General features: G+C 63.7%; 23 protein-coding genes. 7 read left to right on the top strand and 16 right to left on the bottom strand.

Annotation, left to right across the window (positions count from 1 at the left end; translation table 11 throughout):
* The first annotated feature begins 127 nt into the window (after positions 1-127).
* Complete coding sequence (locus I2H36_RS05865; RefSeq protein ID WP_246718667.1) at positions 128-547, top strand: hypothetical protein; 420 nt, start codon at positions 128-130, stop codon at positions 545-547.
* Between the two features lie 11 nt (positions 548-558).
* Here the strand turns inward: I2H36_RS05865 and I2H36_RS05860 are convergent, their stop codons facing one another.
* Positions 559-792 carry a hypothetical protein gene (locus tag I2H36_RS05860; protein ID WP_196262929.1) on the bottom strand — a complete coding sequence of 78 codons (234 nt, stop codon included), beginning with the start codon at positions 790-792 and terminating at the stop codon, positions 559-561.
* Between the two features lie 202 nt (positions 793-994).
* Here I2H36_RS05860 and I2H36_RS05855 point away from each other — a divergent pair, with 202 nt between their 5' ends.
* Positions 995-1,222, top strand: a complete 228-nt coding sequence (locus I2H36_RS05855; RefSeq protein ID WP_196262928.1) for a DUF6894 family protein — start codon at positions 995-997, stop codon at positions 1,220-1,222.
* 28 nt (positions 1,223-1,250) lie between these two features.
* Here I2H36_RS05855 and I2H36_RS05850 read toward each other — a convergent pair whose 3' ends face one another.
* From I2H36_RS05850 to I2H36_RS05840, 3 genes are read right to left on the bottom strand one after another with little or no spacing between them, the layout of a single operon-like run.
* Complete coding sequence (locus I2H36_RS05850; RefSeq protein ID WP_196262927.1) at positions 1,251-2,339, bottom strand: sensor histidine kinase; 1,089 nt, start codon at positions 2,337-2,339, stop codon at positions 1,251-1,253.
* A 2-nt stretch (positions 2,340-2,341) separates the two neighbouring features.
* The gene (locus I2H36_RS05845) at positions 2,342-3,838 is read right to left on the bottom strand and encodes an ATPase domain-containing protein (RefSeq protein ID WP_196262926.1); all 1,497 of its coding nucleotides are present in this window, start codon (positions 3,836-3,838) and stop codon (positions 2,342-2,344) included.
* Positions 3,828-4,178 carry a HigA family addiction module antitoxin gene (locus I2H36_RS05840; RefSeq protein ID WP_196262925.1) on the bottom strand — a complete coding sequence of 117 codons (351 nt, stop codon included), beginning with the start codon at positions 4,176-4,178 and terminating at the stop codon, positions 3,828-3,830. Before I2H36_RS05840 ends, I2H36_RS05845 begins: the two co-directional genes overlap by 11 nt.
* Positions 4,179-4,422: 244 nt before the next feature.
* Here I2H36_RS05840 and I2H36_RS05835 point away from each other — a divergent pair, with 244 nt between their 5' ends.
* Entirely contained in the window at positions 4,423-4,662 is a 240-nt protein-coding gene (locus I2H36_RS05835; protein WP_196262924.1) for a NepR family anti-sigma factor, read from the top strand.
* Complete coding sequence (locus tag I2H36_RS05830; protein WP_196263162.1) at positions 4,652-5,200, top strand: sigma-70 family RNA polymerase sigma factor; 549 nt, start codon at positions 4,652-4,654, stop codon at positions 5,198-5,200. Before I2H36_RS05835 ends, I2H36_RS05830 begins: the two co-directional genes overlap by 11 nt.
* 8 nt (positions 5,201-5,208) lie before the next feature.
* Here the strand turns inward: I2H36_RS05830 and I2H36_RS05825 are convergent, their stop codons facing one another.
* On the bottom strand, positions 5,209-5,445 hold the full coding sequence (locus I2H36_RS05825; RefSeq protein ID WP_196262923.1) for a BrnA antitoxin family protein: 237 nt from the start codon (positions 5,443-5,445) through the stop codon (positions 5,209-5,211).
* 172 nt (positions 5,446-5,617) lie between these two features.
* Between I2H36_RS05825 and I2H36_RS05820 the strand changes: the two genes are divergently transcribed.
* The gene (locus I2H36_RS05820) at positions 5,618-5,902 is read left to right on the top strand and encodes a hypothetical protein (protein ID WP_196262922.1); all 285 of its coding nucleotides are present in this window, start codon (positions 5,618-5,620) and stop codon (positions 5,900-5,902) included.
* A 45-nt stretch (positions 5,903-5,947) separates the two neighbouring features.
* On the opposite strand, the gene I2H36_RS05815 is transcribed toward I2H36_RS05820, so the two are convergent.
* The 8 genes from I2H36_RS05815 to I2H36_RS05780 all read right to left on the bottom strand — a co-directional run bounded on the left by I2H36_RS05815 (position 5,948) and on the right by I2H36_RS05780 (position 15,334).
* Complete coding sequence (locus I2H36_RS05815; protein ID WP_196262921.1) at positions 5,948-6,316, bottom strand: hypothetical protein; 369 nt, start codon at positions 6,314-6,316, stop codon at positions 5,948-5,950.
* A 167-nt stretch (positions 6,317-6,483) separates the two neighbouring features.
* Positions 6,484-6,957 carry a VOC family protein gene (locus I2H36_RS05810; RefSeq protein ID WP_196262920.1) on the bottom strand — a complete coding sequence of 158 codons (474 nt, stop codon included), beginning with the start codon at positions 6,955-6,957 and terminating at the stop codon, positions 6,484-6,486.
* Between the two features lie 50 nt (positions 6,958-7,007).
* The gene (locus I2H36_RS05805; protein ID WP_210330979.1) at positions 7,008-8,672 is read right to left on the bottom strand and encodes an ATP-binding protein; all 1,665 of its coding nucleotides are present in this window, start codon (positions 8,670-8,672) and stop codon (positions 7,008-7,010) included.
* Between the two features lie 5 nt (positions 8,673-8,677).
* Positions 8,678-9,499 (bottom strand): alpha/beta fold hydrolase, encoded by an 822-nt coding sequence (locus I2H36_RS05800; protein WP_196262918.1) that lies wholly within the window; start codon positions 9,497-9,499, stop codon positions 8,678-8,680.
* A 247-nt stretch (positions 9,500-9,746) separates the two neighbouring features.
* Positions 9,747-10,760: a magnesium and cobalt transport protein CorA gene (locus tag I2H36_RS05795; protein ID WP_196262917.1), complete on the bottom strand. Its 1,014-nt coding sequence runs from the start codon at positions 10,758-10,760 to the stop codon at positions 9,747-9,749.
* A gap of 75 nt (positions 10,761-10,835) precedes the next feature.
* Positions 10,836-12,383, bottom strand: a complete 1,548-nt coding sequence (locus tag I2H36_RS05790) for an MFS transporter (protein ID WP_196262916.1) — start codon at positions 12,381-12,383, stop codon at positions 10,836-10,838.
* Positions 12,384-13,237: 854 nt separating this feature from the next.
* Complete coding sequence (locus tag I2H36_RS05785; protein ID WP_343234405.1) at positions 13,238-14,281, bottom strand: AraC family transcriptional regulator; 1,044 nt, start codon at positions 14,279-14,281, stop codon at positions 13,238-13,240.
* 861 nt (positions 14,282-15,142) lie between these two features.
* Positions 15,143-15,334, bottom strand: a complete 192-nt coding sequence (locus I2H36_RS05780) for a hypothetical protein (RefSeq protein ID WP_196262914.1) — start codon at positions 15,332-15,334, stop codon at positions 15,143-15,145.
* 460 nt (positions 15,335-15,794) lie between these two features.
* Here I2H36_RS05780 and lhpI point away from each other — a divergent pair, with 460 nt between their 5' ends.
* Both lhpI and I2H36_RS05770 read left to right on the top strand, forming a co-directional pair.
* Positions 15,795-17,510, top strand: a complete 1,716-nt coding sequence (gene lhpI, locus I2H36_RS05775) for a cis-3-hydroxy-L-proline dehydratase (protein ID WP_196262913.1) — start codon at positions 15,795-15,797, stop codon at positions 17,508-17,510.
* 107 nt (positions 17,511-17,617) lie between these two features.
* Complete coding sequence (locus I2H36_RS05770; protein ID WP_196262912.1) at positions 17,618-18,634, top strand: LLM class flavin-dependent oxidoreductase; 1,017 nt, start codon at positions 17,618-17,620, stop codon at positions 18,632-18,634.
* Positions 18,635-18,659: 25 nt separating this feature from the next.
* On the opposite strand, the gene I2H36_RS05765 is transcribed toward I2H36_RS05770, so the two are convergent.
* From I2H36_RS05765 to I2H36_RS05755, 3 genes are all read right to left on the bottom strand, one after another.
* Positions 18,660-19,592 (bottom strand): HlyD family secretion protein, encoded by a 933-nt coding sequence (locus I2H36_RS05765; protein ID WP_210330956.1) that lies wholly within the window; start codon positions 19,590-19,592, stop codon positions 18,660-18,662.
* 91 nt (positions 19,593-19,683) lie between these two features.
* Positions 19,684-20,961: a glycosyltransferase gene (locus I2H36_RS05760; RefSeq protein ID WP_196262910.1), complete on the bottom strand. Its 1,278-nt coding sequence runs from the start codon at positions 20,959-20,961 to the stop codon at positions 19,684-19,686.
* Positions 20,958-22,313: a TackOD1 domain-containing metal-binding protein gene (locus I2H36_RS05755; RefSeq protein ID WP_196262909.1), complete on the bottom strand. Its 1,356-nt coding sequence runs from the start codon at positions 22,311-22,313 to the stop codon at positions 20,958-20,960. The genes I2H36_RS05760 and I2H36_RS05755 overlap by 4 nt, the downstream gene beginning before the upstream one ends.
* Between the last annotated feature and the right edge of the window lie 174 nt (positions 22,314-22,487).

Raw genomic sequence — 22,487 nt, 5'->3', positions numbered from 1 at the left:
AGCCCTCGCAATCGGTTGGCTGAAATCAAGTCAAGCTGATCCTTGTTGGCGATTGTGGCGAGATTACTGCTCCGATTTGGCCAGGATGAATAAACCAAGGCTTAACCATGCGGCAATGAAGCCAAGCATGTTTCCCACTGAATCAGGCGGTGAGGGGAACGGGGGCGAGGCGGAGCGGTTGGACAAGCTCACGGGGCGGCTGGGGAGCGGGTCCTTTGAGTTCTCATTCGCATCAATGCCTTTGCTCACATCAGAATTGTCGTCCCGGCATGTGGCTGGGCACCTGAGTGCCCTCACCGAGAAGGTCGATGAGATCGCACGGCGTGCCGGCGTGCCTGCGGTCGCGCGGCTGGATCTTGAAACCACACTGGCCGCCCTGCCGTGGCCGAGCCGGCGGCGCCTCGGCCTGGTCCTCGAGAGCGCCCGTGCCGGCACGAGCGACAAAGGCGTACAGGAGGCCGTAGCGGTGATGCTCGCGCTGGCGTCCGATGTCTGGGCCCGTACACCTCCGCCGGAGGAAGGCGCCCGCAACAGAGGTGATGCCTGAAACTGCGCTGCTTATGAGACCCTCGAATAGGAGTCCCGTCCGGCGTCCCAGACCATGATCCGCTGGTCACCCTCTTCCATCACGACGCCCGCGGCCTTTCCAAGGCGGGCCGACGCTTCGGCCACGACGACAGCCGCTTCGATGGCCTTCGGCCGCTCATCGAACCGGGCGAGGGTCTCTTTCGCGAGATGAAGGGTCCAGCCCTCGCCGGACGGGCGGATGATGTAGAGATCCTGCTCGCTCATGGTGGCACTCCTGGACCCTGCCGTGACCGGCAATGAGGAATAACGGAGAACCGCCAAGTTTATTCCCTTCGAGCCTCTTATCACCTGGTTCTATGGCCGAAGAGCCGGTCTCCACTACATTGCCCGCATCGGGTCCCGATCCGCCGATCTCGGAAGGCAGAGGTTGGGTTGGGCCAGCGCCGGCTCAAGCGATGGATGGCTGATGCTCTGCTACTTTCATCTGGTGAACGGAGACGAGATCATCGCCGACGATATGGGCGTTGAGATCCTCGACCTGGCCAAGGCGCACGAGCTTGCCTTGCAGGCCATCGATGACATTCGCGCCGAGGCGAGCCAGTTCGGCGACTCGTGGCAGGGCTGGCGGCTCGATGTGGTCGATCCATCGGGCAATGTCCTGCTGTCCATTCCGCTGGACCCGGTCCTGCACTGAGAGAGTCTCGACGATTTCCTGCGAAGGGCTAGGCGACCGGGGCATCCACCGTACAGACGACCCCCGTCGGAGCGAATGCGATCTCCACCTGGCCATCCAGATCATTGGCCAGGCTGCGCTCGATGAGGCGGGATCCGAAGCCGCGCCGGCGCGGGGGGATGACAGGCGGGCCACCGGCCTCGGTCCAGCGCAGGGTCAGCCGGGGAGGGGCTGTGCCGTTCGTCACGTTCCATGACACCTCGATGGTGCCTGTCTTGTTAGCCAGGGCGCCATATTTCACGGCGTTGGTGGCCAGCTCATGGATCGCCATGGCTAACGCGAGCGACATGCGCGGCGTCACGCGCACATGCGGGCCTGTGATGCGGAACCGTTTCTCGCCCGAGATCTGATAGGGCTCGAGAGCTTTCTCGATGACTTCGAAAAGGTCGGCGCCATCCCAGCTCTCGCGGGTGAGCACGTCGTGCGCCCGGGAGAGGGCGAGAAGGCGCATCTCCAGTGCTTCTCGCGCATCCTCTTTCGTGTCCGATGTGCGCAGGGTCTGGGCCGAGATGGATTGCACGGTGGCCAGCGTGTTCTTCACCCGATGGTTCAACTCATCGATGAGCAGTCGCTGATGCTCGGCCGCGCGTTTCTCCTTGTCGAGGCCAGCCTTCAGGCGCTCCTCGCCCTGATGCAGATCATCGAGCCGTGCGCGTGCCTCATATTGCCTGCGCCGTCCGCGCAGGGCCGATCGGGCGACGCTCACCAGCGTGCTGGGATGGAAAGGTCGCTCCAGAAACACGACATTGCCGAGAACCTCGGAAAGACGCGCCAGGGCCGGATTGCGCTCGATCCCTCCGCCGCGAAGGGTGAGGATCACGAAGGCGAAATCCGACCACGGGGGCTGAGCCGATAGCCAAGACGAAAGATCCTTCAGGTCCGCATTGCGGATCGCCTCGTCGGTGACGAGTGCAAAGCCCGCACCCTGCGCGATCTCGTGTACGAGCGCCGACATGTCGGGGCAGATCTGAGACGTGATGCCGACACCGTGCAGAATGTCGGCAGCGATCGCCGCATCCCGTCCAAGCGGCGCCAGGATGACCGCGCGCTCCGAATGCGAGTGAAGCATGTCTTTCATGCTCAGCGATCTTTGAGCAGTTGCGCGCGGTCGCCGTCGGTGAAGACGGGAGTCCCGCGCAGGATGCCCTGGAAACCTTCCAAGGGCTCGCCGAGGGCGACGCCCTTGTTGGTGATCCGCATCTCGCGAATGGTGTTCTCGTGCGAACCGAACCGCTTCTTGATGATCGAGATCGCCCGCCGGACCTGACCGAACGCCTCGAAGTAGCGCAGCAGGATCACGGTATCGGCGAGGTACGTGACATCGACGGGAGACTTCATGTCGCCGACGAGCCCATGCTGCGCGACGGTCAGGAATGTCGAGACGCCCTGCCGGTTCAGGTATTGCAGCAGCTCATGGATGTGCAGGGTCAGAAACTCTTCTTCGGGCATGGCGGCCTGATAGCCGTTGAGGCCGTCGACCACCACCGTCTTCACGCCGTGACGATGGATCTTGGTGCGTACCCTATCCGTGAACTCGCCAGGTGAGAGTTCGGCAGCATCGACCTGCTCGATGAACAGATTGCCGGCTTCGCACAAAGCCACCAGGTCAATGCCGATCAGCTTGGTCCGGTCGATCAGGAGGCCGAGTTCCTCGTCGAAGATGAACAGGGCCGCCTTCTCGCCGCGCAGGGCCGCCGAAATGGCAAACTGCACCGTCAGAAGCGACTTGCCCGTGCCGGCCGGGCCCATCACGAGGGTGCTCGATCCCTGCTCGACGCCGCCGCCGAGGAGCGCGTCGAGCTCGCCGATTCCACTCGTGAGAACGTTGCGGGCAAAGCCCGTCTTGTGCTCGCCGGAGACGAGGCGCGGGAACACCTGGACGCCTCCTTTCGCGATGATGTAGTCGTGAAACCCGCCCCGGAACGACTGGCCGCGATACTTGATCACCCGCAGGCGGCGGCGCTCGGCGCCGTAAGTGGGCGTCAATCCCTCCAGGCGGATCACCCCATGGGCGAGGCTGTGAACGGTCTTGTCGTTGGTGTCCGTGGTCAGATCGTCGAGCAGGAGAACCGTCGCGCCCTGGCGCGCGAAGTAGTGCTTCATGGCCAGGATCTGGCGGCGGTAGCGCAGGGAGCTCTGCGCCAGAAGGCGGATCTCCGACAGGCTGTCGATGACGATGCGGACCGGCTTCGTCCGGTCGATGGCGGCGAATACGGCCCGGGTGGTTTCGCCAAGTTCGAGATCGGACGAATAGAGCAGGCTCTGCTGGTGCTCGTCGTCGAGGAGGCTCTCCGGAGGCACGAGTTCATACACGTGCAGGCTGTCGCCGAGGGACCAGCCATGGGACGCCGCGCCGTCGCGCAGCTCGGCTTCCGTCTCCGACATGGTGATGTAGAGCCCGGTCTCTCCGACCTTGGCGCCGTCGAGCAGGAACTGGAGTGCGATTGTGGTCTTGCCGGTGCCGGGGCTGCCCTCCAGCAGGTAGACATGGCCTGGCGATAGGCCTCCGATGAGGATGTCGTCGAGGCCAATGACCCCCGTCCGGGCTTTGCGGGCGGGTTGAGATTCAGCGGTCATGGTGAAGTCCGATCTCGGCCTGCAGAGCGGCCGGAAGTGTGTGGGTCGGGATCAACCCGAGAATTCCTGTGAGAGCCTGCTCCGCGTGCCAGAGATCGTGCTGCTGCTGCCGTTCGAGCCAGAAGTGAGGCGTGGTGCCCGAGAGGCGGGCGAGGCGGGCGGCCATTTCCGGACTGACTGCGGCCTTGCCGGCCAGAACCCGATGGAGCGTCTGGCGGGCGATGCGGAGTTCGCGAGCGGCTTGGCTGATCGACAAGCCGAGGCCGGGCAGAACCCGGTCGCGCAGAATCCATCCCGGGTGGGGCGGAGCCGCCGGGAGAGTGTCTCGGGAGTGGGTCATGATCCTGCCTTTGTTGGCCAACTGTAGCGTTATGGGTGACAGTTCGCGAAAGACAAGGACCTTGGCGATTTTCGATCCTGAGCATCGCTGTCAAGCTTGGCCGCGCCATCGGAGGTTCAGGGGGAGCACCACACAGGCTTATCCCAGGTTAATGGCAGCACACCTTTAGTCGGTTAAGGCTTGGGATGCCTTCCGTACGCAACCGGTGTGCAGGGCATCCTAACCGTGTTCTGGAGAAGCGAGCGTGCCCAAGAAGGATCACAGAGACGGCGCCGTTCTGGAAGAGCCCGATAAGCTTGAGGACCTCCTCAACGTCAATGGCGATCCTGCTCCGGAGCCAAGCCTGCCGCCCCACGTGGCGGCCTTCCTGGGCGAACAGCTCCAGAACTACTACTCCCAGCTCATGAGCGAGCCGGTGCCTGACCGGTTCGTCCAGCTCCTGAAGCAACTGGACGGGAAAGAACGTGACCGCGATGACGCATGAGGATCCCGTCCGTCAGGCGATGCTGACGGCCATCCCGCATCTACGCGCCTTCGCCATCTCGCTCACCGGCAACGTCACCTATGCCGACGATCTGGTGCAGGCGGCGCTTCTGCGCGGCCTCGAGAACCTCGACAAGTTCCAGCCCGGCACGAGCATGCAGGCGTGGCTGTTCACCATCCTGCGCAACCAGTTCTACACGGATATGCGCCGCAGGCGTCGGGAGGTGGACGATCCGGAAGGAGCGCTCGCCGGCAAGCTGGCGGTCATGCCGGAGCAGGGCGCGCGTCTGGACCTGAACGATATGCAGGCGGCGTTGGCCAAGCTCAGCGTCGAGCAGCGCGAGGCGCTGCTGTTGGTGGGAGCCGAAGGCGTGTCGTACGAGGAGGCGGCGCAGATCTGCGGCACCAATCTCGGTACGATCAAGAGCCGCATCAACCGCGCCCGCACCCGCCTGGCGGAACTCCTGGCCCTCGATGCCCAGGAGGATCTCGGCCCTGATCGATTGGTGAAGGCGGCTTTGTTCGTACAGACGTCCTGATCGGCCGCTTACTTGCCCGCTGCCTTGCGCAGGGCCGCATTGATGCGGTCCTGCCATCCCGGGCCGTCCTGCTGGAAAAATTCGAGCACGTCCTGGTCGATGCGCAGGGTGACGCTCTCCTTCACGCCCGGGATGGAGGGAGCCGGCGCGGGCCCCTCGATGGGTTTGGTCGTCGCCTTCTTGAAGGCCGCTTCGGCCGCCTTCAAGGGATCGATCGTTCTGCGTCCGCCCGGTGATCTCGACATGTCCGTCTCCGCTGGTTGCTCTCCGCCTACGATAGGCGAGATCGCATGTCCGCGCCAAACCGGGAAGGCCGTTGCCGTTTCACCAAAGTCGGGCAACTGCTTCAGCCTCACAGGAACGAGACCGGATCATCGCTGTTGACCTCCATGTCCGCTATGGAGGTCGAGACTAGCTATGACAAAGCTCAAATGCTTATCGGCTGTTCTTGCAGGCTGCCTTCTCGCCGGCAGCCTCGCTACGGGTGTGTCCGCGCAATCCAGGATGGATCGCGATTGGGATAACGGCCGCGACTGGCAGGACCGCGACCGCGGCTGGGAGCGTGACAGAGACTGGCGGGATCGCGATTGGGATCGCGGGCGCCGGTGGCGCAGTGAGCGCGACTGCTATTACGAGACCCGGCGCGAGCGGAACCGCTTCGGCGAACTGATCGTCAGGCGCTACCGCGTTTGCGAAGATTAGTCGTTCAAGGCTGGTGGCAGCCCCTCCGCCGCCCGCCTTGATGACTCATTGAGATGTTGCAGGAGGCGTTGACGCGCGCGGCTGCGACTGTACCCTGTCGAACATGCGGAGCGCCGCGTCGACGCAGGCCTGTGTCGATTCCCGGTCGCTGCAGACGACGCGAAGCTGCGTGTCGCCGCTGCGCACGAAGAAGTGAGCGTTGCCGCCGGGACGATCCTCGTCGCCGTGGTCACGCATGGCGTGCCGGCGGCGGTCGCCCCGGTCGTCATCGCGATCCCTGTTGCCGTCCCAACGGTCGCGGCTGTCATACCACCGCCCAGAGCGGCTATCGTCGTCATCCCGCGATGAGGTCTGGCTCCAGGCCGAGGTTCCGAGCAGCACCAGTCCCGTTGCTAGTATGAGGGCTTTCCGCATATGGGCCTCCATCAGGCGACGCCTTCATGGAATGCGCGCGAACATTCCGCCGGAGCGGCGTCTTGGATCGTGAAAAGGGGCGCCTGGGTGAACCGGGCGGCAGGGCGTAAGTTCCGAAAACAGGAATGCCGCACCGCTTTGGCCGATCGCCGTGCGGCGATGGCGCATCAGCCGCGCCGCGCCGCCTCGATGGCAGCAACATCGATCTTCGTCATGTCCATCATCGCGTCGAATGCGCGCTTGGCCTCCTGGCCACCTGCCGCGAGCGCCTCCATCAGCACACGCGGCGTGATCTGCCAGGACACGCCCCACCGGTCCTTGCACCAACCGCATGCGCTCTCCTGGCCGCCATTGCCCACGATGGCATTCCAGTAGCGGTCGGTCTCCTCCTGATCGTCGGTGGCGATCTGGAACGAGAAGGCTTCGGTGTGCTTGAACGCGGGACCCCCGTTAAGCCCGAGACAGGCAACGCCCGCGACGGTGAACTCGACCGTCAGCACATCGCCCTGCTTGCCGGACGGATAATCGCCGGGCGCCCGGTGCACCGCATGCACTGCGCTGTCGGGAAAGGTCTCGGCATAGAAGCGGGCCGCAGCCTCGGCGTCCTTGTCGTACCAGAGGCAGATCGTGTTCTTTGCCATTGCGAGTTCCTTCATCTCTGAAGCCGAGACACCGGCCTATCCTCATCGCTCTATAGATGATCTCCATCGAGCATGCGCCTCACCTTGGAGGCCAGCTCGGCATAGGTGAAGGGCTTTCCGATCAGGTGCATCCCGGGGTCGAGGCGACCGTGATGGACGATGGCGTTCTGCGTGTAGCCGGTCGTGTAAAGAACCGGCAGCCCTGGCCTGCGCCGGGACACTTCGTCCGAGAGTGCACGCCCATTCATTCCCCCGGCGAGAACGACATCGGTAAAGAGGAGGTCGATCTCCGGATGCTCCGCGACGATATCCAGGGCCCCTTGACCATCACCAGCCTCAAGGACGCGGTATCCGAGATCCCGCAGCGCCTCGGTGGTGTAGGTGCGCAGATCGGGCTCGTCCTCCACAACCAGAATGGTCTCGCCCATGCCCCTCACCATCGCGGGGTTCTTCGCCGGCATCTCGGCAGGCTCCTCATCGGAGCCGATCAGGCGGGGCAGATAAACCTTGATCGTCGTGCCTTCACCCAACTCGCTGTAGATCCGTACATGGCCGTTGGACTGACGCACGAAGCCGTACACCTGGCTCAGGCCCAGGCCGGTGCCCTTGCCCACCTCCTTGGTGGTGAAGAACGGCTCGAACACCCGCTCCATCGTGGCCTTGTCCATTCCGCTGCCGGTGTCGGAGACGGCCACGAGCACATACTGACCAGGCGGCACGGGCTCGGCCAGAACTTCCACGTAGGCCTCGTCCAGGCGGGCATTGGCCGTCTCGATGGTGAGCTTGCCGCCATCCGGCATGGCATCGCGGGCGTTCACCGCCAGGTTGAGGATCGCGTTCTCGAGCTGGTTCGGGTCGGCCTGGGAGCGCCACAGGCCGCCGCCGAGCACGGTCTCCAGCACGACCACCTCGCCGAGCGTCCGCCGCAGGAGATCGGACATGCCGGCCACCAGCTTGTTGACATCGATGGGCTTGGGATCGAGCGGCTGACGCCGGGAGAAGGCCAGGAGCCGCTGGGTCAGGGTCGCGGCGCGCCGTGTCGCCTCCATGGCGTGCGTGGCGGCCCGCTGGAGGCGGTCGGACCCTTCCGGCAGACGGCGCTGGAGGAGTTCGATGTTGCCGACGATGATGGTGAGCAGGTTGTTGAAGTCGTGGGCGATGCCGCCGGTGAGCTGACCGATGGCCTCCATCTTCTGGGCCTGCCGGAGAGCCTCCTCGGCCTTCAGGCGCTCGGCGACCTCTTCGGTGACGCGCTCCTCCAGCGTTTCGTTCAGACGCTTGAGCTCCTCGGTCGCCTGCTCGGCCTTCTGGCGGGCCAGGAGCAGCTCGCGCTCGTATTTGCGCCGGTCGGTGGCATTGAAGAGGGTGATACGATGAACCATCGGGCGGCCATTCGCATCCCCCTTCTGGACCATGTTGGCCAGAACCGGCAGTACACGTCCATCGGTGCAGGTGAGATCGACGGCGATCTCGTTCACGAAGCCCTGCATCCGCAGGAGCGGGGTCAGGTGCGTGTCGTAAAAGATCTTGGCGCCGACGCTCAGCAGATCCTGGAAGCACGTGTGGCCGACGAGGTCCTGCCGGTCCATGCCGATCCAGGTGAGAAAGGTCTGGTTGGCCCTGATGATCGTGCCGTCCGGCAGGGTCGACAGATAACCGCAGGGAGCGCTCTCGTAGAGCTCCTCGGCCGTCTCAATCAGCGACCCCTGGTCCATCTTCACTAGGCGACGGCCTTGACCGGGGCCGGATCGCGCAGAAAGGCTTCCATGGCGGCAATCGTCTCCTCTGGCGCACTCAGGTTCGGGCAGTGCCCCGTGGCGCTGAGCTGAATGAATTCACTGCCCGGGAGGTTCTGGTGCATGTAGCGCCCGACCGCCTCCGGGGCAATCGCGTCATGCGAGCATTGAAGAATGAGCGCCCTGGTCTTCACAAGGGGAAGATCGGCACGATTGTCCGACAGAAACGTCACGCGGGCGAAGTGCTTGGCGATGTCCGGGTCGGTGCGGCAGAAGCTGTTGGTCAGCTCCTCGCCGAGCTCCGGGCGCTCCGGGTTGGCCATGATCACCGGGGCCATAGTGCTCGACCAGCCGAGATGGTTGCTGTCGAGAAAATCGAGCAGCCCCTCGATGTCCTCCCGCTTGAACCCGCCCACATAATCGCCATCGTCGATGTAGCGCGGCGAGGGGCCGATCAGGACCAGCTGGGCGAACCGCTCCGGCTCCCTGATGGCGGCGAGAACGCCGATCATGGCGCTGACCGAATGGCCGACGAAGACGGCATCCGTCAGGTCCAGCTCCCGGCAGATCGCCAGCACGTCGTCGGCATAGCCATTGAGCGAGCCGTATTGCGCCGGATCGAAGGCAGCGGCATCCGAGTGTCCATGCCCGATATGATCGAAGAGGACGATCTTGTACCTGTCCTCGAAAGCCGGCGTGATGAAGCGCCACATGTTCTGATCGCAGCCATAGCCATGGGCAAAGATCATAGGCGTCTGGCCGCGCCCGAATACCTTGACGTTGTTTCGCTTGAGGACGGCAGACATGGGAGCTCCGCAGATGCCGAAGACAAGGCAGATGGGGTTGAGTGGGTGCCGCTCGCCTATGGAGGCGGGTGTCAGCTTCGCTTTTCAGCCCACCTAAATAGATGAACCGGCCTCCGTTTCAACGGAAGGGCCATGCACGCGGGTCATTCCAGGCTGCTCTGACCCGCAGTTCGCCGAAGCGGGCGATCCGGCTGAATGATGAACGGGAGACGTCCGCGGGCCGAATTCCCTGGCGATCTTCGAACCGTCACAACCAGCCGTTCCGGCGGAAACGCCAGTACAGCCAGCCGCACACCGCGAGGATCACGGCCAGCACGAGGGCATAGCCGTATCGCCAATTCAGTTCGGGCATGTGCTGGAAGTTCATGCCGTAGACCCCGGCCACCGCCGTCGGCACCGCCAGGATGGCCGCCCAGGCGGCGAGCTTGCGCGTGATCTCGGTCTGCTGCGCCTGCCCGGTCATCAGGCTGGTCTCGAAGGCGAAGGCCAGCACCTCGCGCAGGGACTCGATCTCCTCCTGCACCCGGCGGATATGGTCGGACACGTCGCGGAAGAGCGGCGACATGGCAGGATCGATCCCCGGCAGCCCCGGCTGCTCGAGGCGACGGCAGACCTCCACCAGGGGCACGGCGGCATTGCGCAGGCGCAGCAGATCCCGACGGAGCTGGTAGAGGCGCGGCACCTGAGTCGAGGTTGTGGTCTCCGCCAGGATGCAGTCCTCGATTGCCTCCACCTCCGCCTGGATCGTCTCGATCACCGGCATGTAGTTGTCGACGATGAAGTCGAGAATGACATAGAGGATGAAGTCCTCTCCTTCCGAGAACGCCTTCTGGTCCGCTTCGCAGCGCTCGCGCACCGGCGTGTAGGAGGTCGAGGCGCCGTGGCGCACGGAGACCACATAGCCGTGTCCGACGAACAGGTGCGTCTCGCCGAAGGCGATGCGCCCGTCCAGCATCTGGGCCGTGCGCGCGACGATGAACAGCGCCTCGCCGTATTGCTCGAGCTTGGGCCGCTGATGGGCTTTCAGGGCATCCTCGATGGAGAGGTCATGCAGGTTGAATTCCCGCTGAACCCGACGCAGGAGATCGAGGCCCGGCTCGTGCAGCCCGATCCAGACCACATGACCGGGCTTCTTCGACCATTCGCCGACATCCTCGATCGGGATCTCGGCCACGCGCCGGCCGCCGACATAGACGGCGGAGGCCACCACTCCAGGAGGAGCCTCAGGCGGATCGGATACGAGCTTGAGCGGTTTCGTCATGATCAACCAACGCGGAGATGCCTCGTCGGTGCCAAGCCGAGAGGGCAACTTGCGAGATCGGCGATGCGGCCTCGTCTAGTGCGGCACCGCCGAATTCTCATCGATATGAGCGCTGGAATAGATCCTGTGCGCCAACGCGGCCAGGCCGAGCAGGGTGATCGCGGCGAGACTACAACACACCGCAAAGCCGAGCGAGAAGCCGCTGCGCGCGGTTTCCAACCATGTCGGTGTGGTGGTGCCCATCGCCTTGGCGGTCTCGACCGCGCCGGCGAGCGTGCTGGACACCGCGAGTTGCTGCGCGGCGTTCAGCCCGCTCAGGTCCACACCGTCCATGGTCATGCGGTAGACAAGCGTTCCGAGACTTCCGAGCAGCGCGACGCCGAGCGCGCCGCCGAACTCCGCGCTTGTCTCGGAGATGGCAGAGGCCGAACCGGCCTGCTCCGGCGGTGCAGTGCCCACGATCAGGCCAGTCGTGGTGAGGACGACGGGCACGAAGCCGATACCCACCAGCATGCTGGCTGTAAGGACGCCGACGAGGCTCTCGGCATAGGCAGCGACGGCCATCGCGGCGACGCCAACCGTATAGACGAGCAGCCCAAGGAGAACGGTCTTGACCGGCCCGAGCCGGTTCGTGAACCGGTACGCTTGCAGGGACATGATCGTGAAGACGAGGGCGGACGGCACGGACCATATGGCCGCCTCGAGTGGCGACAGGCCGAGAACCAGTTGCAGGAACAGGTTCTGAAACAGGAACACGCCGAACACGAAGAACATGCCGGCCAGATTGACGATCAACGAGGCGGTAAACGCGGGAATGCGGAACAGGCGCAGATCGATCAGCGGATGCGCGAGGCTCTTCTGCCGGCGCACGAACAGCCCGCCGACCAGAAATCCGGCCGCGATGGCCACGAGCTGGCGCGGCGCGAAGCCGTCGGCCGCCATATGCTTGAAGCCGTAGATGATCGGCAGCACGGTTCCGAGCGACAAAGCCACACTGATGAGGTCGAGCTTTTCGCCGCCCTCGCTCCTGTATTCCGGCAACAGGAAGGGTGCCACGACCAGCAGCGCGAGCATGACCGGAATGTTGATCAGAAACACCGATCCCCAATGAAAGTATTGCAGCAGCACGCCGCCGATGAGCGGCCCCACAAGCCCGCCTAGGGCAAAGGCAGTGCCCCATATGCCGATTGCGCGATTTCGCTCGGGCTCGTTCTGAAACAGATTGACCACCAGGGACAGGGTCGATGGAGCAATCGTCGCGCCGGCAATTCCCAACAATGCGCGCGCCATGATGAGCTGCTGGGCCGTGCCGGCAAATGCAGCCAATGCGGACGCCAGACCGAAAGCAAAGGCGCCGATGAGCAGCACGCGTCTGCGACCGATCCTGTCGCCGAGCGTGCCCATGGTCACGAGGAAGCCCGCGACCATGAAGCCGTAGATGTCGTTGATCCAGAGAAGTTCCGATGCCGATGGATCAAGATCCGCCACGATGGCGGGCATCGCCAGAAAGAGCACGGACAGGTCCATCGAGTAGATCAGGCAGGCGACCGACAGAACGCAAAGCCCGATCCATTCCCGACGCCCCGCGAGCGGCTGGTCTTGAACGCTAACCTGTTCCTGCATGAACCGACTCTTATCTTGGCGGGGGCGGGCACTGTTACGTCCTCGCGAAGATTTGGCAAGCCTTGGAGATTCGGGCGCGTGGTCTTGGCTATATGGCAAGTTGGCGAAGCCGCATGCACCCCAGATGTCTGCTTTCGTGCAATGAGGCCGTTGGGCTCAGATCAGAAATGTGCCAGGAGCGGTCCTTACCATCCAAGGCGCCGGCACAGGTTGGGGTCCCGGGACATCAGCGCTGCGGCGCGGTCCGACTGCGATGAAGCAGAAGAGAGATCCGGCGGGTGCGGCCTGTGCATGATGTCAGTCTGTTCCAGACTTCGTGTAGGACCGGTTCGCGGTCGCCTCCATCATCAGAAGTCAGCGCCATTTGGAGGCAGTCCAGCGTCCCGAACAGTCAACTCTCCCAGCCAGAGTCCGTGTGCCGGAGCCCGATTTCCCCGCGAGATTGCCTGTCACCTCAACCTGAGCCCCACGGCGTTGGAGGCTGGCCCGCACGCGCCCGCTGGGCTCCAACCCGCCAGTAACATTGGTCCTCGTCCGGCCGGAGGCATTGCGGGCCACGCCATTCTCAACCACGACCGCATAATGATCCGTTCTCCGACACGCGCCCTTCTCTGGAATGGTCGTGACGGTCCATCTCCCATCGAACTGCTGCTGTGCCATGCCCGTGGTGCTGACCGGGGTCAATGGTGCGGCAAGGAAAAGGCTGAGCAGCAGGCGGTTCATGGCGCGGTCTCCCTTGGGCGTTCGAACATCGCCAGTGCGGTGATGCGGTTGTCACCACTGCAACCCACAGCCGCTAGCATGTTCCAGGCGACTGACCGGACGGGTACTTAACGGTTTAGGGTGCCGGGTCGTCACTCATGATGGCATTCGTCACGCCATGCGGTCGGCGTCTGGCCCGACCAGCGCCGGAAGGCGCGGGTGAAAGCACTGGCTTCCGAATAGCCCAGCGCCGCCGCGATTTGGGCGAGCGGCACTTGCGTGTCCTGCAGCAACTGCCGCGCGATCTCGAACCGGATCTCGTTCGTGATTTCCCGATAGCCCATGCCGATGCTCTTGAGATGCCGACTCAGGGTGCGCCGGTGTATCACCAATAAGTCGGCAATGTCAGCGGCTGAGCAGCGCTGGCTCGTCAGCCGCGTCCGCAGCAGCCGCCGGATCTCGTCGGAGAAGTCGGACCCTTGTGCGCATATCAGTTGCTGGATCTTCTCCTCCAACATGGCCCGCAACAGGGGATCGGCCCCGGCAATCGGCAGATCCAGATCGCGGGCCGGGAAGACGATGGTGGCGCTTTCCTGGTTGAACTGGATCGGTGCCCGGAAATGATGCCGATACAGCGCCTGATCTGCCGGCGCGGCCCGTGGCACCAGAACCTCATCCGGCTGCCAATTCGATCCGCATAAGGTCCGCAGGATGTTGACGGTAACGGCCACGGCTGCGTCGAGGATCTGCTCCACGCTCCCGATCTCCGCCCGGTAGGTCGCATACGTGAGCAGGGCCGTGCGGTCGCTGATCGTCAGCGACGGCACCACCGCCCGGTCCTCGACGCTCAGGTTCGAGACGAGGGCGCGCACAGCATCGCCGACAGTGTTTGAATGCCGCATCAGGCGGCCGACCAGGCCCAGCGACAGGATGCTGGCCCGCCGGCCGACCAGCAGTCCGAAATGTGGGCAGCCCGTGCGGGCCACGCACAGCGTGTACAGCTGGCCCAAGGCCGCAAACGGGATCACATTCATGCCGTCGTCGAACAGGCGCGGATCGAGTCCTGCCGCCCGGATGACCGGATCGGGATCGACGCCGAGTGCTTGAAGGGTCGGTCCGATTTCCTTAGAGACGCCGAGGTGGATGTAGCCTGGGGCAAGCGTTCGCTCGCTTGCCACCGGGACAGAGTGGGACACCTGGCTTGGTGGCCGGCTGTCACCCGCTGTCAGACATTCAGTGCCATCAACTTGCCTCATGAGAACCTCACGCAGGTCGATTGTATGTCTTTACGCAAGCAACCTGATGATGTCCTGCATCCTCAGTCACACCGTCGTGCCAGGGGCGATCACCGCCCTAGTCCCAATCCATGCTGGGGATCTGGGATCCGACCATGGCTCCAACAACCGCCCGACCAAAGCCTTTAGCGGCATGGCCTGGAGCAGGTAATGTCCCCGATGGTCAACACAAGGTTATCACAGCCACCGAGCTAGTCCATAAGGAAAAACCCTGAAAACCAGCTGGAGAACACCTGATAATCGCTGATCAGATGGAAAAAACCTGTCCTTTGCTAGGACAGATCCTAGTATTATTTACTTTGGAGGCCTGCGCAGACATGCTCATCTGGCTGCGAAACTACTCCGAAGTCAAATCAACCGAACATCCGTTAGGGCATCGGCATCCAGCCGGGACAGCAATACTGGCGGAAGCAGCAGACCCATTCTGGTGTTGCTCTTGAGCCGTACCTGGTGCCTGGTCGTGCGGCTCCTGAGACAAGGGATGCGGGTCTTTTTGAGAACAGGCCTTCTCGGCCTCTTCGAGGCGTGGGCCAAGCTGAGCTTCAAGCTCGGCCGCTCCTGATCGGGTTATCCAACAACGGAAAGGCACATGGCGGGGTTCGACGGCGCCACCTCCCGTCTACTTCCGGGAGGTGCCATCAACTGTTCTTACGACCCGAGCCTCCGCATGATCGGCGAGCCCCCAGGACCTCGCAGACGCGCCGAACGGCCTGGAACCGGCAACAGTGCCTGCGGATGGCGGCACCCAAGGATGTTGCGTTCTCAGCCACCGCCCTGGCGCATTTCAAGAGTCACGATTCTCTCCAGCGGCGTTGCTGGATACAGTTGGCCGATGACGGCTTCGAGGATGCAGAGCGTACGCGCGATCCGATGCATCGGAACGATGCGGCTGTCGGAACTCCCCGAGAGGAATGACGGGTCATGACCGGGAAGCGTTCTCCGCCCGTCCGCCATTCCTATGGCTCTCTATGGACGCGCACTTGATGCCTCGGGACAGCGCCTTGCCGGTTTGGGATCTCGACCGTGTGATGCTCGCCATTACCCGTAGCCACAGGTGGGCGGGAGGCCGGCTGCCGAACTAAATCCCAAGCTTACCAGACACCTGCGATCTGCGACGATACCTTTGGGGGCCGCAGTTCCCATGCGCGGCCTTCCGCATTCGTCAGATGATCACGGCACACCCGACCGCAGGTCCCCGGCGGATGAGCGAAGTGCCTGCCCGAGGGCCGATCAGATGATCATGCCAAAACCACCCGCTCCCACACCTTTCACCGATCACCCCATATCAAGCCACGATGGGCGTAGTGCCTTTGCCGGGGCAGCCTTGCTTCCCTTCAACCCGGCCTTGCACAAGGGTCCGGATCGCAGCACAAAGGCTTTGGCCTGAACATCCCGCTGAGCCAGGAGCGATCGCGTGAGTCTCATCAGTTGCGGCAGGACATTGGTGGCGGGTGAGGCAGGGGGCGAGCTGCTCAGCGCGGAGTTGGGGCTCAGCTTCTGGGGCGGTGTCGATCCTCGAACGGGGATCGTCATCGATCAGCATCATCCCTTGTGCAACCGGAGCCTGGCCGGGCGCGTGCTCGCGATCCCGAGCGGCCGTGGATCGTGCTCCGGAAGCGGCGTGCTGCTCGAACTGATCCTCAACGGTCATGCGCCTGCGGCCATCGTCATCAGCGAACGTGAAGAGATCCTCACCCTTGGCGCAATGGTCGCCGAGGTTGTCTTCGACCGGTCGATCCCGGTGCTGCGTGTGGACCGGGAGGTGTTCGCGCGGATCGGTGAGTACCAGTACGCCAGAGTTGCGGGATCCAGCCTTCAGCTTCTCCACGAGCCGCCTGCCGAAAATGGGCAGCCCATACCGGCGCAGCATGGGAGCAGCGAGGACACGACAATCCACCTGGATCCGATCGACCAGGCGTTCCTTTCGGGCGAGCATGGCAAGGCGGCGCAGGTTGCCATGCGGTTGCTGCTCCGGATGGCCGCCGTTCAGGAGGCCGAGGCCTTCATGGATGTCTCCCAGGTGCATGTCGACGGCTGCATCTATACCGGGCCGGCAAGCCTGCGCTTTGCCGAGATGCTGGTCGCGTGGGGAGCGCGCGTGCGGGTGCCGACGACCCTCAACGCCATCTCCGTGGACAAGCGCCGCTGGCGTGCACAGGGCGTAGCAGACGATTTAGGGAGGCCTGCGAGCGCTCTGGCCGGCGCCTATCATGCCATGGGCGCCGAGCCCAGCTTCACCTGTGCCCCGTACCTGCTTGAGACCGCACCGAAATTTGGCGAGCAGGTCGGCTGGGCGGAGTCGAACGCGGTGGTCTATGCCAACAGCGTGATCGGCGCCCGGACGATGAAATACCCGGACTACCTGGACATCTGCATCGCGCTCACCGGACGTGCGCCGCTCGCGGGCTGCCACCTTGACGCAGGACGGCGGGCGACGCTTGCCCTGAATGTCGAGATGCCACGAGACACCGATGACAGCTTCTGGCCGCTGCTCGGTTATTGCTGCGGCTCCGTGTGCGGCACCGAGATCCCGTTGATCCGCGGGCTTGAGACGAGCGCTGCCGAGCCGGACGCGTTGAAGGCGTTCGGTGCAGCCTTTGCCACGGTGGCCGCCGCGCCTATGTTCCACATCGCCGGGATCACCCCGGAAGCGGACGGGCAAAGTCCGGAGCGCCAGGTGCGCATCGAATTGAGCGCGTTGCAGCAGGCCTGGGAGGCCCTGAACACGGCCGCATCGCCAGAGATCGGGCTTGTCAGTCTCGGCAATCCGCACTTCTCCCTGGGCGAGTTCGCTCACTTGGCCGCGCTGGTGCGGGGGCGAACCAAGGCGGCGGATGTTGCAATCGTCGTGACCTGTGGCCGGGCCGTGTTTGAGGGGGCCGCGCAGGCGGGTCATGTGGCCGAGGCCGAAGCCTTCGGCGTGCAGTTTGTAAACGATACGTGCTGGTGCATGCTCGGCGAGCCAGTGATCCCCCCGGCGGTGCGAACGCTGATGACCAACTCCGGCAAGTACGCGCATTATGCGCCGGGCCTCGTCGGGCGCGGCGTCCGGTTCGGCAGCATGGCGGCGTGCGTGGAGGCTGCCTGCAGCGGCCGGGCGCAACTGGAGCCGCCGGCCTGGCTGATTTGACAAGGTTGATCTGCCACGGCTGCGGGCGTACGAGATCCTGATCGCGAACAGCCCTGTGCCTGCTATCGTGCCGAATCGATGGCAGGCACTTGCACAGGAACCGCCTCATGAAGAAGATCGGCTTTCTCTCGTTCGGACATTGGTCGCCTTCGCCCGGATCGCAGACGCGCTCGGCCCGCGACACGCTGCTTCAGTCCATCGATCTTGCGGTGGCGGCCGAGGAGCTCGGGGCGGACGGCGCCTACTTTCGCGTCCATCACTTCGCCCGCCAGCTCGCCTCGCCCTTTCCGCTGCTGGCCGCCATAGGCGCGAAGACCAGCCGCATCGAGATCGGCACCGCCGTCATCGACATGCGCTACGAGAACCCGCTCTACATGGCCGAGGATGCGGGCGCGGCGGACCTCATCGGCAACGGCCGTCTCCAGCTCGGCATCAGCCGCGGCTCGCCCGAGCAGGTGATCGACGGCTGGCGCTATTTCGGCTACGCGCCGGAGGAGGGCGTGAGTGATGCCGACATGGCCCGCCAGCACACGGAGGTGTTTCTCCGCGTCCTCAGCGGCGAGGGCTTTGCCCAGCCGAACCCGCGCCCGATGTTCCCCAACCCGCCCGGGCTGCTTCGCCTCGAGCCGCACTCGGAGGGCCTGCGCGAGCGCATCTGGTGGGGGTCCGCGTCCAACGCCACGGCCATCTGGGCCGCGCAGCAGGGCATGAACCTTCAGAGCTCGACCCTGAAGGAAGACGAGTCGGGCGAGCCCTTCCACGTGCAGCAGGCCAAGCAGATCCGCCGTTACAGGGAGGCCTGGAAGGAGGCGGGGCACACGCGCGCGCCGCGCGTCTCGGTCTCGCGCTCCATCTTCGCGCTCATCGACGACCGCGACCGCACCTACTTCGGACGTGGCAAGGACGACGATCAGATCGGCATCATCGACAACATGCGCGCGATCTTCGGCCGCTCCTATGCGGCCGAGCCGGACAAGCTCGTGGAGGAGCTGAAAGCCGACGAGGCGATCGCCGAGGCCGACACGCTGCTCCTGACCGTGCCGAACCAGCTCGGCGTCGCCTACAACGCCCATGTGATCGAGGCCATCCTGAAGCATGTCGCTCCAGCAATGGGCTGGCGGTGACGGTCAGCTTTAATCCGCAAGCCCGTCACTGCGCCCAGCAATAGCCGAAGGCGCAACCGGAAATCGCGACCTTCTGCGAGACCGCGAAAGGGTTCTTGTCATCGAGCGTGATGCGGGCCAGTCGCGAACGGTCACGCGGGCGGAACATGTTCTGGAACTCCGCAGGAAGCGCATCGGCAACCGTCAGGATGGCATCGATCCGTCCCTTCGCCGACAGGGCTCCACCCTTCACGTGCACGGGCATGCCCTCGGAGATGTCGAAAAGATAATCGTCGGGCAGATAGGCGAGAATATAGGATTTGCCGCCGTTGATCTGCATCAGCTCGTCGCCGAACTTCATGATCTGTCCTGGGATCGGCACTTTCGCGCCAATGGTGCCTGGTACACCGGACCGCAGATAGCCTTCGTCATAAATTCCATTAAGCTTGCCGATGGCTTCGCTGAAGATCGCGCGCGATTGCCGCAGAAGCTTCAGCTCATTTTCGGTGGAAAGCTTCTCGCTCTGCATCTGCGCCACCCGTTCGGCGGCCTGCAGACTGTTGCGCAGGGCATCGTCCTTGGAGAGAGACGACACGATGCCTTTGCCCAGCACAGTGTCGAACTGTGTCGCCGTCACCATGGTTTCGCGCGCCGTGCGCAGCGCCAGCGGGGAGACCGCCTCGAAGGCCGTCAGCTTGCCGCTGAGCTGGCCCTCGCGGATGGAGAGCTCGCTGTCCCGCAAGGCGAAGTTGGCGAGCTCCTGCACCATTTCGAAGGACTCCAGGCGCAGCAGCGGCGTTCCCGCTTCAACTCGGTCTCCCTCCTTGACATAAACGTCCACTACCTTGCCCGGGTAGCTCGCGCCGACGGAGTAACGGTCCTTCAACACCGTGCCGTCGATGGACAGCACGACCATTCCGCCGACCAGGTAATATGCGAGGGAGCCCAGGAAGAGAACGACCAGCGCAAGATAGGTCATCCGGCCGAGTCTGCCGGACGACGAGCGCTTTTGAGCATCAAGCACGTCAATACGGGGATGTTTGCGGAGGCGTTTCACTTGATTTTCCGTTCTACCAGGGACGTTGCATGCGGACTTTCACCGGGGTGTAGTTGTCGCGGTGAGAGCCGGAGAACGCCCATTCGTCGATATAGGCGAGAAGTCTGACGGGCCGCATGACATAGGTCATGAAAAGGGAATACCCCGGCACGAAGAGAATGTTTCGCAGGAAGATATGACGACCCGTGCTCCAGGCCGAAGCCGCGAGGATCAGCACGTCGATGGCCATGATCCCGATCTGCATGGCCACGAGGATGGCCGGTGTGAACGCGCCGTACTGCATGAACAGCCAGACGAGATAGGCCGGAAGCATGAGCGCGCCGATCACGTTGAACAGGATGAAATCCCATTGATGGACTGCTTCGCCGAGGCGGAAGCCGGGAGAAAACGGGTTCATCAGCTTGGGATGCTTGCGGAAGCGGATCCAGATGGCGTCGCGTTCCCAACGCAGACGCTGTCGGATATACTGGTACACCGTCTCCGGGACATCGGTGTAGCATATGGCCTCGGGTGCGTATGCGATCTGCCAGCCCTTGAGACGCAGCCGGATGGTCATGTCGAGATCTTCGCCGCCGCCGACGTCGAAGCCGCCGATATCATCGAGCGCCGTGCGCCGGAACGCCCCAAAGGCACCGGAGACACAGACGACCTGATTGACGGCGCCGGCGATGCGCTTGCCGACGGAAATCGATTGCAGGTATTCGATCTCCTGAAATTGCGTGATGACGCTTGCATGGCTGTTGCGGGGAGCGATGTCGCCGGAGACGGCGCCGATGCGCGGATCGGCGAATGGCTCGATCAGACGCTCGATGGCATAGCGGTCGAACGAGCAGTCGCAATCCACGTTGATGATGATGTCGCCGGTCGTGTAGGCGCAGGCCAGATTGACCCCGCTGGACTTGCCGCCCCTGAGATCCGTGGAGAAGACGCGCGCGGCAAGGCCACGTTTCACGAGATCCCGCGCCCTTTGCGTCATCCTGTCGGTCGACCCGTCGCTCACGATGACAATCTCGAAGGCCTGTATCGATTGCTCGTGCAGGGACCGCACGCAAGCCTCAAGGGCATCTTCCTCGTTGTGGCCGACCAGGACGATGCTGACGCTTGGCTGCGCCGCTCCCTCGGATTCTGCCGGAATATCCTCCATGTCGGGCGAGCGCATGGTGAGGCCTGCCACCATGAAAGGCAGCATGTAGCGGGGAAACTCGAAGATCAGGGTGTACCAAAAGACCGACAGGATGCTGAGGATCGACTGGCTCAGAAGGAGGGCGAAGCCGACCTCAAGCGTGTTCACGATGAGGCTCTTCCAAAGCGTTGGGCGATCGTCAGCTGCGCCCCGAGCTTGTGCCGGAGGAGTTCCTCGCTGCGGGCCGCAATTGTGCGAATCTCCCGCTCCATGTCGGCATCGAACCGCTCTGCCAGGATATAGGCCGCATCCTCACCCACATGCAGGGAGGCTGCGCCTCCGAGCCGGTTGCGGACATCCTCGAGAAACAGGTCGCTCGCTCTCTCGAAAGCCGGGCGCCCGTGGCTGGCGATCACCTCGTCCTTTTCGGAGAAGCGGATCTCCGCCACCGCAGCCTGCGCATCGACTGTTCCCTGAACCCGCGCGATTTCGCGCTGGAGCGATATCGGAAGCGTCGCGGCAATGGCCGTGGTGCTCCCTTCGAGGAAGGCGACGCATGCATCGGTCAGGGCGTAGCTGTAGAGATCGACCCGCTCGGCGCCTTCGCCGTCCATGCGCGCATTGCAGTCGAGGCACACGAAGCCGACCTCCAGCTCGGACGAGCAGGTGTCGCAGGTGTTGCAGACATAGGCGTCGCCGGGCCTGTCGTAATCCTTGCCGTAATTGCGCATCTGGCGCTTGCATTTCGGGCAGACCAGGGCGGCGCCCTGGCGGAACTGCTCTTCCGGCAGCAGCGCGGCGCAGTGGAAGTGATGGATCAGCGATGTCTCGCGCAGATCCGCCGAACGGCACGTCGGACACTCCTCGCGCACGCTGAGCCGGCGCGAGCGGCACGTCCTGCATTCATGCAGCCGGTCGAAGAAGGTCTTCTTGAGGAAGCCGCGCAGAACGAGGCGTTCGGCGATCTCGACGACCGTGCTGGCCGACATGAAGCCGGGATAGCAGACGGCGTCCGGAGTCAGCGGGTAGCGCATGCCGCGCAGCTGCCGACCGGACACGTACATGTGCGCGAGAACCTGGAGATCGGGATCCACCGTATGGCGATATTGCGGTGCGAGCGACACACGCCTCTGCCTGAACCTGATGATGCGGCGCGCCGTCTCGGCCCAGGTGCGAGGCTCCATCAGGTCGAAGTGAGCGTCGGCGAATTCACCCGCGCGCCCTCCGAGATCGATCATCGGGATCTGGAGCCCACCGACGAAGTCGCGGATGTTGTGCAGGGGTGCGGAACGCCGCTCGTCGGAGAATAGAATGGCGTCGATGTCGTCGCCGTCCGCGGGCTCGAACAGAAGGCTGAAGACCTCGTCGAGATGGACGGGCATGCGCGGAAACCAGCGTGCCTGCGGCTTCCAGTTCAGGCCGGCCTCGCGCCAGACCTCAAGAATCTGGTTGGCGAGCTGCTCGGGTGACGAGATCACCCCACCCAACGAAAGGGCTGACCGGGCAAGGAGTGATGTCATGACGATAACTCAGGTGTCGCTAAAAAATCGGTCGGCAACGGTGTTATCGCGCTGCCTGCAAATGTTCGATGAATATGTTGTTGTGTAACAATCCGGATTTGCACCGGTGTAGCGGGGCGGCATCATGCCTTTGAGCGAACGGTTTCGGTTTCGTTGCTCAACCCGCCACAGACG

The sequence above is a fragment of the Microvirga terrestris genome, from assembly GCF_015694425.1.
Classification (GTDB): domain Bacteria; phylum Pseudomonadota; class Alphaproteobacteria; order Rhizobiales; family Beijerinckiaceae; genus Microvirga; species Microvirga terrestris.
This window is presented reverse-complemented; position numbering and strand designations above follow the sequence as displayed.